11 protein-coding genes are annotated in these 12,977 nt (G+C 73.8%); 6 read left to right on the top strand and 5 right to left on the bottom strand.

Annotated features, from left to right (window positions below):
- Positions 1-243 precede the first annotated feature (243 nt).
- Positions 244-1,251: a hypothetical protein gene (locus ABEB03_RS12765; protein ID WP_345646561.1), complete on the top strand. Its 1,008-nt coding sequence runs from the start codon at positions 244-246 to the stop codon at positions 1,249-1,251.
- A 29-nt stretch (positions 1,252-1,280) separates the two neighbouring features.
- Entirely contained in the window at positions 1,281-1,907 is a 627-nt protein-coding gene (locus ABEB03_RS12760) for an HAD family hydrolase (RefSeq protein WP_345646557.1), read from the top strand.
- Between the two features lie 57 nt (positions 1,908-1,964).
- Here ABEB03_RS12760 and ABEB03_RS12755 read toward each other — a convergent pair whose 3' ends face one another.
- Entirely contained in the window at positions 1,965-2,216 is a 252-nt protein-coding gene (locus ABEB03_RS12755) for a hypothetical protein (RefSeq protein WP_028802853.1), read from the bottom strand.
- 196 nt (positions 2,217-2,412) lie between these two features.
- Between ABEB03_RS12755 and ABEB03_RS12750 the strand changes: the two genes are divergently transcribed.
- The gene (locus ABEB03_RS12750; RefSeq protein WP_028802852.1) at positions 2,413-2,796 is read left to right on the top strand and encodes a cold-shock protein; all 384 of its coding nucleotides are present in this window, start codon (positions 2,413-2,415) and stop codon (positions 2,794-2,796) included.
- 37 nt (positions 2,797-2,833) lie between these two features.
- On the opposite strand, the gene ABEB03_RS12745 is transcribed toward ABEB03_RS12750, so the two are convergent.
- The 4 genes from ABEB03_RS12745 to ABEB03_RS12730 form a co-directional block, all read right to left on the bottom strand.
- On the bottom strand, positions 2,834-3,688 hold the full coding sequence (locus ABEB03_RS12745) for a 1,4-dihydroxy-6-naphthoate synthase (RefSeq protein WP_345646550.1): 855 nt from the start codon (positions 3,686-3,688) through the stop codon (positions 2,834-2,836).
- Complete coding sequence (locus ABEB03_RS12740; protein ID WP_345646547.1) at positions 3,672-4,466, bottom strand: futalosine hydrolase; 795 nt, start codon at positions 4,464-4,466, stop codon at positions 3,672-3,674. The genes ABEB03_RS12745 and ABEB03_RS12740 overlap by 17 nt, the downstream gene beginning before the upstream one ends.
- Complete coding sequence (locus tag ABEB03_RS12735) at positions 4,430-4,921, bottom strand: hypothetical protein (RefSeq protein WP_051370938.1); 492 nt, start codon at positions 4,919-4,921, stop codon at positions 4,430-4,432. The genes ABEB03_RS12740 and ABEB03_RS12735 overlap by 37 nt, the downstream gene beginning before the upstream one ends.
- 83 nt (positions 4,922-5,004) lie before the next feature.
- Positions 5,005-6,429, bottom strand: coding sequence for an MFS transporter (locus tag ABEB03_RS12730; protein ID WP_345646543.1), 1,425 nt, complete (start codon positions 6,427-6,429; stop codon positions 5,005-5,007).
- Between the two features lie 530 nt (positions 6,430-6,959).
- Between ABEB03_RS12730 and ABEB03_RS12725 the strand changes: the two genes are divergently transcribed.
- The 3 genes from ABEB03_RS12725 to ABEB03_RS12715 all read left to right on the top strand — a co-directional run bounded on the left by ABEB03_RS12725 (position 6,960) and on the right by ABEB03_RS12715 (position 12,921).
- The gene (locus ABEB03_RS12725; RefSeq protein WP_345646541.1) at positions 6,960-7,886 is read left to right on the top strand and encodes a DUF3027 domain-containing protein; all 927 of its coding nucleotides are present in this window, start codon (positions 6,960-6,962) and stop codon (positions 7,884-7,886) included.
- 722 nt (positions 7,887-8,608) lie between these two features.
- On the top strand, positions 8,609-11,767 hold the full coding sequence (locus tag ABEB03_RS12720; RefSeq protein WP_345646538.1) for a sacsin N-terminal ATP-binding-like domain-containing protein: 3,159 nt from the start codon (positions 8,609-8,611) through the stop codon (positions 11,765-11,767).
- A 221-nt stretch (positions 11,768-11,988) separates the two neighbouring features.
- Positions 11,989-12,921, top strand: coding sequence for a hypothetical protein (locus ABEB03_RS12715; RefSeq protein ID WP_345646535.1), 933 nt, complete (start codon positions 11,989-11,991; stop codon positions 12,919-12,921).
- The last annotated feature ends 56 nt before the right edge of the window (positions 12,922-12,977 follow it).

Here is a 12,977-nt window from a genome sequence, read left to right as displayed (position 1 = left end):
GCCCGTCCCTCGTTCCCGGGGGCTCCGCCCCCGGGCCCCCGTATCGGCCTGGACGGCCTCGTCCTCAATCGCCGGACGGGCTGGGGCTCTCCGGCCCTGGAGGGCACAGTCCAGCCCCTTTGCCGATCGAGGAGCGGGGTCCGGGGCGGAGCCCCGGGTACGGGACGGGCAGGGGCGGAGGGGGCGGAAAAACCGGTACCGTCACCACCGGGCACCCAACGCGACCACCCCGGAGGGGACTTCGTGGGGATTGAGAGCGACCAGCTCGTCTTCGACTACCTGAGCCGGGTCGGCGACCTGGCCCAGCAGCGCCAGCTGCCGTCCGCGACACGGATGCGCCTGGTGTCCGAGCTGCGCAACGAGATCGACCGGCGCCGGTCGAAGGCCGCGGTCGACAGCCCCGCCGCCGTCCGCCGCATCCTCGACCGTCTCGGCACCCCGGACGAGATCGTCGCGGCGGCCGGGCGTGGCGACGGTGCGGGCCCCGCCGCGGAGCCCCGCGCCGCCGTCCCCACCCAGCGCGCCGCCGAACCGGACGAGCGGCCCCGGGGCCGCCTGCGCCGCGTCGTGCCGCGACCCCGCCCCGCGGAGCCGGAGTCGACCGGGGCCGACGCCCCGTCCCCGCCGCACCTCGCGAGCGCGGCGGAGCTCGGCGACAGCGCGACGCAGCCCGACTGGTGGCGGGTGGACAGCAGCGTGTTCGGGCCCGGCGAGAGCGTGCCGGGTTTCGTCGGGGGCGTGGAGATCCCGGAGCTGCTCAAGCCGCCGCCCCGGGAGAAGGCCGACGGGGCGGCGAAGCCCGCGGCGGAGGCGGTGCCCGAGGTCCGCGACGCCGTGGCGGCCGGGGAGGCCGAGAAGGCCGCGCAGCCCGCCGAGGAGGAGGCCGGCCGGCGCCGCCTGCTGCCCCGCCTGAGCGGCTACAGCAACCCGCTGCTGCTGCTCGCCGCGGGACTCCTCGTCGCCGGGGCCGTCCTCGGCAACTGGTTCGCCCTGGCGCTGGGCTGGCTCATCGCCTACGCCTCGCGCCGGCTGACGCCCGCCGAGTCGAAGTGGGCGGTCCTCGTCATGCCCGGCCTGTCGGTCGCGGGCGGCCTCGTGTGGCTGTGGGGCCGTACGAACGGCCGCTGGGGCGAGCCCGTCGCCGAGGGGCACATGAAGGACGCGCTCACCGAGACGTGGCCCTGGGTGGTCCGCGCAGCGGCCGTGGCCTCCGCCCTGTACCTGGTGTGGCGGTCCCAGCGCCGACGCTGACCTCCGGTCGCCCGGAGCCGGTGGGCACAATGGCCCATATGACTTCCCCCGCGCCGACCGTCGGCTTCGACCTCGACATGACCCTGATCGACTCCCGTCCCGGTATCCAGGCCTGCTACCGGGCGCTCTCCGCGCGCACGGGCACCTACATCGACTGCGATCTGGTGATCACACGGCTCGGGCCGCCGCTGGAGGAAGAGCTCGTCAACTGGTTCCCCGCCGAGGAGGTCGCGGCCGTCGCGGACCTCTACCGCGAGATGTATCCCGCGCACGCCATCACCGGGACACCGGCGATGCCCGGTGCCCTGGAGGCGATCGCGGCGGTGCGGGCCGCGGGCGGCCGGGCCCTCGTCGTCACCGCGAAGTGGGAGCCCAACGCCAAGATGCACCTGGAGCACCTGGGCATCGAGGCGGACGCCGTCGTCGGCGACCTGTGGGCCGAGCAGAAGGCACAGGCGCTGCGCGAGTACGGCGCGAGCGTGTACGTCGGCGACCACACCGGAGACGTACGCGGCGCCCGCACGGCGGACGCGTACTCCGTCGCCGTGACCACCGGGCCGTGCGACGCGGCGGAGCTGCGTGCGGCGGGCGCGGACGTCGTGCTCACCGACCTGACGGAGTTCCCGGCGTGGCTGGAGAGCTACCGCCGGCAGTGACGGGGGCACACCACCGCCCGGGGTGCCGCCGCGCGGCGCCCCGTCGTCCGGTGTGCCTCAGGAACGCGCGGCGCGTGCCCGGCGGCGGCCCGCGGCGATCGACTGGAGCACTCCGGCTCCGGCCAACAGGAATCCGACTCCCATGAGCATGCTCAATCCGAACATGTAGGTCGGAAATGGAGTCGTTCCGAGCAGTAGCGGGGCCACGGTGACCAGTGTGGCCAAAGCTCCGACGAAGAAGACGATGGCACCGACACGGATCAGCCGGTCACCGGCTTCGGCGGAATTCGCTTGGGTTTTGTCACGCACCCGACCAGGGTAGTTCCCAGCGCGAAGGAACAATCCAGCGACGTCTTGTCACCAGCCGCCGGACCATTAGCCTTGGTACCGGCGGGTCCGACGACCCGCTGTAGTGCTATCCAGAGCCGTTTACGGGCAGTTGCACTCGCGACGGCCCGAGCAGTTTCCCGAGCAGTTTCCGACGAGTACGAGGACGAGGACAGACGTGCCTACCGGCAAGGTCAAGTGGTTCAACAGCGAGAAGGGCTTCGGCTTTCTCTCCCGCGACGACGGCGGCGACGTCTTCGTTCATTCCTCGGTCCTGCCCGCCGGAGTCGATGCTCTCAAGCCGGGCCAGCGCGTGGAGTTCGGTGTCGTCGCCGGTCAGCGGGGCGATCAGGCGCTCTCGGTGACCCTGCTGGATCCGACCCCCTCGGTCGCGGCGGCGCAGCGCCGCAAGCCGGACGAACTCGCCTCCATCGTCCAGGATCTGACGACCCTCCTGGAGAACATCACGCCGATGCTGGAGAAGGGCCGTTACCCCGACAAGACGTCCGGCAAGAAGATCGCGGGCCTGCTGCGGGCGGTCGCCGACCAGCTCGACGTGTGATCCTTGCGAGCCCCGCCCCGCGGCCGCCCGCGGTCCGTCAGGGGAAGTCCAGCGAGTCCGGTCCGAGGGGCGGCACGAGCCCCTCGGCCGCCGCGCGCGTGAGGAGGCCGCGGACCGCCGCGTAGCCGTCGTCGCCGAGGTCCGCCGTGAACTCGTTGACGTACAGGCCGATGTGCTGGTCCGCGACCTTCGGGTCCATCTCCTGGGCGTGCTCCAGCACGTAGGGGCGGGAGGCCTCCGGGTCGTCCCAGGCGGCACGGACCGAGGCGCGCGCCGCCCGGGCCAGGTCCTGGAGCCGTTCGTCGCCCAGCGAGCGCTTGGCGATGATCGCGCCGAGCGGGATGGGCAGCCCGGTGGTCCGCTCCCAGTGCTCGCCCATGTCGGCGAGCTTGTGCAGCCCGTAGTTCTGGTAGGTGAAACGTGCCTCGTGGATGACGAGTCCCGCGTCGACCTTCCCGTCCCGCACGGCCGGCATGATCTCGTGGAACGGCATGACGACGATCTCGCCGACCCCGCCCGCGACGGTGTCCGCCGCCCACAGCCGGAACAGCAGGTACGCGGTCGACCTCTCGCTCGGCACGGCGACGGTGCGGCCGGTGAGGTCGGCGTCGGCCTCGCGGGTCAGCACGAGCGGCCCGCAGCCCCGCCCCAGCGCGCCCCCGCACGGCAGCAGCGCGTACTTGTCCAGGACGTACGGGAGCACGGCGTACGACACCTTCAGCACGTCGAACTCGCCACGCTCGGCCATGCCGTTGGTGATGTCGATGTCGGCGAAGGTGACGTCGAGCGCGGGCGCGTCCGGCACCCGGCCGTGGGCCCAGGCGTCGAAGACGAAGGTGTCGTTCGGGCAGGGCGAGTAGGCGATCTGCAGGGACTCAGTCGGTGCGGTCATGTCGGTTCCAACTCTCCAGTACGGGCGCGAGCTTCCCGAAGGCCTCGGCGAGGGCGGCGAGAGCGTCGCCGATGCGCCAGGCGGCGCGGTCGCGCGGGCCCACGGGGTTGGACACCGCGCGGACCTCCAGGACGGGCACACCCTGGGCCGCGGCGGCCTCGGCGACCCCGAAGCCCTCCATCGCCTCCGCCAGGGCACGGGGATGGCGGGCACGCAGTTCCGCGGCGCGGGCGGCGCTGCCGGTCACGGTGGAGACGGTGAGCACCGTCCCGGACCGTCCACCCGTCGCCGCCGTGAGCTCTCGTACGAGTGATTCCGGCGGACGGTGGCTGACGGTGCCGAAGCCGAGGCCGGTGACCGGGACGAAGCCGTCCGCGGTGTCCGCGCCGAGGTCGGCCACGGTGATCTCGTCGGCGACGACGAGCGACCCGACGGGTGCCTCGGGCTGGAAACCGCCGGCGATGCCGGCGCAGACGACGAGGTCGTAGGGGGTGCCGGTGAGGGCCGCCGCGGTCAGCGCGGCGGCGGTGGAGGCGGCGGCGAGGGCGGGGCCGACACCCGCCGCGAGCAGATCGAGGGTGACACCCGCGTCGGCCGGACCGCCGGCCTCGGGGGACAGCCGCTCCAGGACCGCCCCGGGCAGGCGCACCTGGCGCGGCCGGGCCGCGAACGCCCCGGCCACCGCGTCCCGCTCGGCCGGGACCGCGGTGGCCACCAGAACGTGCGGCCCCGTGACGGCGATCAGGCGTCCTTGTCCTTCTTGAGCTTGAAGGACCACAGGCCGGTCACGTCCTTCTCGCCCGCCTTGATGGAGACGAGCGTCGAGTCGCCGCTGGCGCCGTACTGCGCGTTGAAGAACACGCTGCCCGGGATGGTGCGGTACGTCTTCTTGCTGGAGTCGGTCAGCGGCTGACCGTTCATCAGGATCGTCCAGCCCTGGTCCGCGACGTCCGGGTCCACGCCGAACCGGACGGTCTCGTCGGGGTCGACCGTGATGGACTTGATGTCCTTCGACTTCAGGCACTTCGCCAGGTCCGCGGTCTTCACCGCGTTGCCGTCGTTGTAGCAGTCGGTCTCGGAGCTCACCGAGTTCCTGCCGACCGTGACGGTGGTCAGCGGCGTCGGCTTGTCACAGGCGGACAGGACGAGGAGTCCGGCGGAAACGGCGCCGAGAGCGGCAACGGCGCGACGGCGATGTCCATTGGCGGCTCTGCCGCGGGGCAGGGAGGTCATGGCCGAAGGCTATCGGGCACCCGCACCGCTCTCCCCACCTGGGGTACGGCGTGCCGTCCCCGGCCCCCACCCGGACCTGCGGCTCACGCCACCCTGGGCCCGGCATGCCCGCCGCGGCGCGCCGCGCTCAGCAGGCCCCGCACCGTCGTGAGCCAGCCCGTGGCGACGATCGCCGCCGCGACCGACAGTCCGAGGGTGCCGTTGAGCGGCAGGGCGATGCCGATCCCGCCACCGATCACCCAGGCCATCTGGAGCAGGGTCTCGGAGCGGGCGAAGGCCGAGGTGCGGACGAGTTCCGGGACGTCCCGCTGGATCAGCGCGTCCAGCGACAGCTTGGCGAGTGCCTGCGCGAACCCGGCGACCGCGGCGAGGCACGCCACCAGGAAGGCGCCGAAGAAGATCGCCGCCGTGATCGCGGCGCCCAGCACGAACGCGACGACCGTGACGATGATGATCTCCGGGGCGCGTTGTTTCAGCCAGGCTCCGACCGCGGTCCCGAGCGCGTTGCCGGCACCCGCCGAGACTCCCACTATCCCGAGCGAGACGGCCGCGCTCTCACCGGTCAGCGGGTGCTCGCGCAGCAGGAAGGCCAGGAAGAAGATCAGGAAGCCGGAGAGACAGCGCAGCGACGCGTTGGCGGCCAGCGCGTGCGTCACGGCCGTGCCGACGGTCCGCAGTCCGGGGCGCGGCGCCTTCTTCGCGTGCGGCCCGTGCAGATGGTCCGCGTCCGCGGCCAGCAGCGCCTTGTGCTCGCCCTTGGCCGAGTCGACCTTGGGCGGCAGCGAGAACGACAGGAACGTACCCGCGACGAAGATCAGGAAGGCGCCGTAGAGCGGATAGCGGGGCCCCAGCGCCTGGAGGCCCGCGCCGATCGGCGCGGCGATGCCGGTGGCGAGGAGACCACCGAGGGTGACCCGGGAGTTCGCCTTCACCAGGGAGAACTTCGGTGGCAGCAGCCGGGGCACGACCGCGCTGCGCACCACTCCGTACGCCCTCGACGCGACCAGCACCCCGAGCGCGGCCGGGTACAGCTCGATGCCGCCGGTCACGACCGCGCTGGACAGCAGCAGCGCGAGCAGGGCCCGCGCGAGCATGGCGCCCGCCATCGCGGCCCGGCGGCCGTGCGGCAGCCGGTCCAGCAGCGGACCGATCACGGGGGCGAGCAGCGTGAACGGCGCCATCGTGATCGCCAGATACAGGGCCACGCGACCGCGGGCCTCGTCCGTCGGGACGGAGAAGAACACCGTGGAGGCGAGGGCGACGGTGATCATGACGTCTCCGGCGCCGTTCACCCCGTGCAGTTCGATCAGTTTGCCGAGCCCCGACTCGCCCGCGCCGTGTGCGTGCGTCGCCTTGCGGATGCCGCGCGCCGTCCCCGTGACCGGGAGGTGCAGGGCACGCCCGACCGCACGGACGGAGCCGCTCACCCGGCCCGATCCGCCGCTTCGACTGCTCCCCTTGGTGCCACCGACCCCGGTGGCTCCCTGGGGCGACCTTGCGCCTGCCACTCCGTCATAGTGCCCCGAGTCGGCGGATCGTAGCGGGGTTACCGCGCGTATGCCCGCGGAGTGGCGTTCCGGAGGGCCGTGCGAGTGGGGGGGGAAAGGCCGCCGGTGTGCGGCGGCGGGGGCGGCCGGCGTGCCCGTGCGCCGGGGGAGGTGCCGGAGTACGGGCACGGGAGGACGTCTTTGCGCCATGCCGGGCCGCTCCCGCGGCCGTCCTGGCCCGCCCGTGGCGGCGGTCGAGAACGTCCGGCGGGGCGGGTCCGGGTCCGGCCGTCGAGCACGAGAACCCGGCGCGGAGCGCCGAAGACGCCCGCCGGTGTGGGCCCAGGGGCCGGGAGAAGGTAGCGTGCGTAACGCGCCCACGGCGAAAGTTCTCGGCCGCGCGCCTCTCGGCCATCCCGCAGAATGGATGGTGTAGGTGCGCCCGAGCGCGATCGGGCGCGGACGTCGACGCGGTCCTTCGGTCCGCTCCGTCCGCACTCCCGCCGAGGAATGGCGCACCCGTGAGACGGCGTAGGAGAGAAGCGATACCTGTGAGCGCAGCGACAACGCGAAGCCGCACCCCCGACCGCCTGTGCGCCGAGGCGGTCGACCTCGCCCGCGCCGCCGCCGAGGAGGTCGCCGCACCCGGCGTCGTCGGTGAGCATGTGGGGCTGGTCTCCGAGGGGGACCGCGTTGTCACGCACTTCTTCGAGTGCAAGGAACCCGGGTACCGCGGCTGGCGCTGGGCGACGACGGTGGCCCGCGCCTCCCGCGCCAAGGTCGTGACGCTCGACGAGACGGTGCTCCTGCCCGGCTCCGACGCGTTGCTCGCGCCGGAGTGGGTGCCGTGGAGCGAGCGGCTGCGCCCCGGGGACATGGGCCCGGGCGACCTGTTGCCCACGGACGCCGACGATCTGCGGCTGGAGCCCGGATTCTCGGGCGAGGAGGAGCCCCCGCCGAACTCCGCGGTCTCCGAGGAGATGGCCGAGCTGGTGGAGGCCGAGGACGCGGAGGTCGCCGGCGGGCCGCCGGCCTCGCTGCCGGTCGCACCCCTGCGCGGGTCGATCAGCGCGGTCGCCGAGGAGCTCGGCATGCGGCGCGCCCGGGTGCTGTCCCGCTACGGCCTGCATGTGGCGGCGGACCGCTGGGAAGAGGCGTACGGCCCGAAGACGCCCATGGCGCAGGCCGCGCCCGCCACCTGCATGAGCTGCGGCTTCCTCAATCCGATCGGCGGCTCGCTCGGGCAGGCGTTCGGTGTCTGCGCCAACGAGTTCTCGCCGGCGGACGGGCGGGTCGTGTCCCTCGCCTACGGCTGTGGCGGCCACTCGGAGGCGGCGGTCATGCCGAAGCCTCCGCGGCCGGCGCCTCCGGTGATCGACGAGACGAAGGTCGAGCCGTTCCCGCTGCGCCCGGCCCCGGATTCCGGTTCGGTGTCGGTCACCTCGGACGAGTCGGCGGCGGAACTGGGCCACTCCTAGCGGGTTGCCGTCCCGGCCGGGTACGCGGTGGGGCTGTGCCTGGTCCCGGTCCGTGGTGCGCCGCGGGTGCGTCGGGGCTGGTCGCGCAGTTCCCCGCGCCCCTGAGGGGGCCCGGCTGAGTGTGCCGGTTCGTGGGTGGGGCTGTGGGTGGTCCGGTTCGTGGTGTGCTGCGGGTCGGTGGGGGCTGGTCGCGCAGTTCCCCGCGCCCCTGACGGGGCCCGCCCGAGCCCGCCCAGGGGCGCGAGGAACTGCGCGCCGAGCCACGACGCACCCGCGCAGGACCGCGAGGCCTCAGCGACGCACCTCCAGGGGCGCGGGGAACTGCGCGCTCAGCCACGGGGCACGCGCGCAGGATCGCGGGGCCTGAGCCACGCACCTCCAGGGGCGCGGGGAACTGCGCGCTCAGCCACGGGGCACCCGCACAGGACCGCGGGGCCTCAGCCACGCACCCCGGGGGCGCGGGGAACTGCGGGCCCAGCGAAGACGTGCCCGCGCAGGATCGCGGGGCCTCAGCCACGCACCTCCAGGGGCGCGAGGAACTGCGCGCCCAGCCCCCACCGGCCCGCGCAGGGCGACGGACCCCGGGGGGCCTCCTCGGCGCCGCCGCCCCCGGGACGAGGGGACGGCGGGGCCAGGACCCTCCCCGTCGCGCGGTACCTTCGTGCCGCGACCGGGCGCGGCGCAGCACTCGCGGTCGCGCCAGCCGAGAGGGAGAGTGAACCGTGAGCAAGTTCGTGCGGCCTGCAGCCGAGGGCGCGGACCCGTTCGGGACGGCGCGCCTGCGACGGGGCGTACTGGACGCCTGGGCGACGAGCCCGGCCCGGTTCCGGGAGGACGCCAACGCGGAGGAGGACCTGGTCCTCGGCGGTTACCGCGACCGGCTCGTGGTGGAGCTCGCGCAGAACGCGGCGGACGCGGCGGCCCGGGCGGGCGTACCCGGCCGGCTGCGGCTGACCCTCCGCGACGGCGTGCTCGTCGCGGCCAACACGGGTGCTCCTCTCGACGCGGCGGGTGTCGAGTCGCTGTCGACGCTGCGCGCGTCCGCGAAGCGGGACGCGCCCGACACGGCGGTCGGCCGGTTCGGCGTCGGCTTCGCGGCCGTCCTCGCGGTGACCGACGAGCCCGCCGTGGTCGGCCGGCACGGCGGTGTCCGCTGGGCCCTCGCGGAGGCCCGGGAACTGGCCGGCGACACGGCCCGGCACAGCCCCGGACTGGGCGACGAGATCCGCCGCCGGGACGGCCATGTGCCCCTGCTGCGCCTCCCGTTCGCGGCGGAGGGCACCGCTCCGGACCCGTACGACACGGTCGTGATCCTGCCGCTGCGTGACCCGGCGGCCGAGGCCCTGGCCGAGCGGCTGCTGAAGAACGTCGACGACGCCCTGCTGCTGGCCCTGCCGGGCCTGGAGGAGGTGGTCGTCGAGGCCGGCGCCGAGGAGGTCCGCACCCTGCGGCGCCGCGCCGAGGGCGACGGTGTCGTGGTCGAGGACTCCCGGGACGGCACCAGCCGCTACCGCACCGTCTCCCGCCAGGGCCCGCTGGAGGCGTCGCTGCTCGCCGACCGCCCGGTCGAGGAGCGACTGCGCCCGCACTGGTCGGTGACCTGGGCGGTGCCGGTCGACGGCGACGGTTCGCCGGCCCGCCCCCGCACCAGCCCGGTCGTGCACGCGCCCACGCCCAGCGACGAGCCGCTGGGGGTTCCGGCGCTGCTGATCGCCTCGCTCCCCCTGGACACGACCCGGCGCCACGCGGCTCCGGGCCCGCTGACCGACTTCCTGGTGCAGCGTGCGGCGGACGCGTACGCGGAGCTGCTGGCGGCCTGGCGGCCGGTGGACACCGGGATCATCGATCTGGTGCCCGGCCCGCTGGGCAAGGGCGAACTGGACGGGGCGTTGCGCCAGGCGATCCTGGACCGGCTGCCGCGCACCGCGTTCCTGCCGCCGGCCGCCCCGCTCGACCAGGCACCCGAGGTTCCGGCCGACTGGCCGGAGGGCGCGGCGGCGGAGAATCCGGCCGCGCTGCGGCCCCGGGACGCCGAGGTGGTCGAGGGAGCGGGCGCGGAGACGGTCCGGGTGCTCGCCGAGGTGCTGCCCAGTCTGCTTCCCGCCGGGCTCGAACGCCGGGTGGAGCTGCGGACCCTGGGCGTCGCCCGGGTGCCGCTGACGGAGGCGGTGGACCGGTTGGCGGGCCTGGAGAAGGACCCGGCGTGGTGGCACCGGCTGTACGACAGCCTCGCGGGCGTGGACCCGGACCGGCTCTCCGGGCTGCCGGTGCCGCTCGCCGACGGCCGGACGACGATCGGACCCCGGCAGATCCTGCTGCCCACGCCCGACGGCACGGGGTCCGCCGCTCCGGACGCCCTCGCCCGGCTCGGCCTGAAGGTCGCCCATCCGGATGCCGCCCATCCGCTGCTGGAGAAGCTGGGCGCGCTCCCGGCGACGCCGCGTGCCGTGCTCACGACCCCGCAGGTGCGGGCCGCCGTCGCCGCCTCGCTTGACGACGAGGGCGTGGCGTGGGACGAGGACGCTCCGGACGCGGAGGAGCTGGCGGACACCGTCCTCGCGCTGGTCCGCGACGCCGGTCTGGAACCGGGTGACGAGCCCTGGCTGGGTGCGCTCGCCCTTCCGGACGACGAGGGGGAGCCGGCGCCCGCCGGTGAGCTGGTGCTGCCCGGCAGCCCGTTCGCGCAGGTCATGCGTGAGGGGGAAGTCGGCTTCGTGGACGCGGAGTTGGCGGAGCGCTGGGGCGAGCAGCCGCTGGCGGCCTGTGGCGTGCTGGCCGACTTCGCGCTCGTGCGGGCCACCGACGTCGTCCTCGACCCGGACGAACTGGAGCCGCGCGACGGGGACTTCGCCGAGCCCGACGACGCGGGGCTGCTCGACGCCGTCGACGTGTGGTGCGAGGACGTCCTCGACCGGCTGCCCGACACGCCCGTGCCGCCGGTGGCCACGGAGATCGTCGCCGTGCGGGACCTGGACCTGGTGGACGACGAGCGGTGGCCGCAGGCACTGGCCCTGCTCTCGCAGCCGCCGCTGCGGGACGCGCTGACGCAGCCGGTGCGCATCCTGCTGCCCGACGGGACGCACGAGATCGTCCGGCCCTACACCGCGTGGTGGCTGCGCGGGCACCCCGTCCTGGACGGACGGCGCCCGGCCGGACTGCGGGCCGCCGGCGGCGATCCGCTGCTGCACGGCCTGTACGACGAGGCCGACGCCACCGGATTCGACGACGAACAGGTGCTGCGGGCGCTGGGCGTCCGTACCTCGGTGGCCGCCCTCCTCGACGAACCCGGCGGCGCCGCGGAGCTGCTCGACCGGCTCGCCGATCCGGACCGCGAGGTCTCCGGCTCCCAGCTGCACGCCCTGTACGGCGCGCTGGCGGATCTCGACCCCGAACAGGTGACGCTGCCGGACGAGTTGCGGGCCGTCGTGGACGGAGAGGTGCGGGTCGTGGACGCGGCCGACGCCGTGGTCGTCGACTCGCCCGATCTGCTGCCCTTCACGGGCGGTGTCCCGCTGCTGCCGGTACGGCCGTCGCGGGCCGCCGATCTCGCCGAGCTGTTCCAGGTGCGGCGGCTCAGCGAGTCGGTGACGGGCGAGGTGACGTCCGAGGGCGCCGAGCACGAGGTGCCGGAGTCCGTGCGGGTCCTGCTGGGGCCGTCGGTGCCCACCTCGTACGTCGAGCACGAGGAACTCGTCGTCGACGGTGTCGAGCTCGACTGGCGGCGGACACGGGACGGGGTGCTGCACGCCTCCACCCTGGAGGGCGTGGCGGCCGGGCTGGCCTGGGCGGCCGGTCAGTGGCCGCGCCGCTTCGAGGTTGCGGCCCTGCTGGAGGACCCCTCGCGCACCGAAGAGCTCGCGCGGGACCGCTGGTTCGACTGAGCCGGCACGGCCGGGACGGGGAAGCGCCGAGTGGCGTTTCCCCGTACGTCGCCACCGCGTTGGTAATACGCGCACAAAGTCTTCATCTGCCGTACAACCTTTCGCCGCGGTCGCAGATCTGATCTTCGAGTCAACAGACTCCACGATCACTTGGGCCCCGTGTGAAGACGAGCCGTACGGAACGAAAGCCGTCGGGGCCCCTTTCTCCACTTGGGGAACGCATGCGCATACGAGCCACCGTGGCCGCCGTCTCCGGCGCCCTGGCCCTCACCGCCTTCGCCGTCCCGGGCGCCCACGCCGCCGACTCCGCGCCCTCCTACCGCGCGGGTGTCACCAAGGCGCAGGAAGCCGCCCGCGCGGACGGCAAGGCCGCGTTCAGCACCTCCGCCGCTGCCGACACCGGCACGCCGTACGCCCTCGACGCCACCTTCTCCAACGTCAAGGTGAACGGCGGCAAGGCGATCGCCGTCGGCATCAGCAACCACGTCACCGTCCCGGTCACCTACACCATGACCCACGCTGCCGACGTCGACATCGACGCCGTCGACTTCCTGACCGGCCCCTACATCTACAAGGGCTCGTTCGACACGCCGGACAACATGCTGTTCGGCGACGACCCGGCGACCTGCACCGCCACCTCGTCGACCGTCGCCACCTGCAAGGGCGACATCGACATCTACCCGGCCGAGGGCGAGCTGCTCAACTCGGACGCCGGCAGCTGGCACGCCGCGGCGCTGGCCATCGCCTACAACGGCGAGGACTGGACCAGTGACGACATCAACTGGGACAACGTCGGCATCGCCGACCAGGGCGGCTTCACCTCCCCGAACGTCCAGCGCTACTCCAAGCTGACGGTCAACGCCTCGCCGGAGCCGGTGAAGAAGGGCAAGACCATCACGGTCACGGGCAAGCTGTCCCGCGCCAACTGGGAGGACAACCTCTACCACGGCTACACCGGCCAGTCCGTGCAGCTGCAGTTCCGCAAGAAGGGCAGCGACACCTACACCACCGTCAAGACCATCAAGACGGACAGCACGGGCAACCTGAAGACGACCACGACGGCCTCCGTCGACGGTTACTACCGCTACAGCTTCGCGGGCACCTCGACCACCCCGGCCGTCAAGGCCACGGGTGACTACGTCGACGTCCAGTAGTCGCTCGTCCGGTGTCCCCGCGTCCCGTCACGAGGCGCGGGGACACCGTACGTCCG

The sequence above is a fragment of the Streptomyces siamensis genome (assembly GCF_039543605.1).
Taxonomy (GTDB): domain Bacteria; phylum Actinomycetota; class Actinomycetes; order Streptomycetales; family Streptomycetaceae; genus Streptomyces; species Streptomyces siamensis.
Note: the sequence above shows the minus strand (reverse complement) of the source record. Positions and strands in the feature narration are given on the sequence as shown.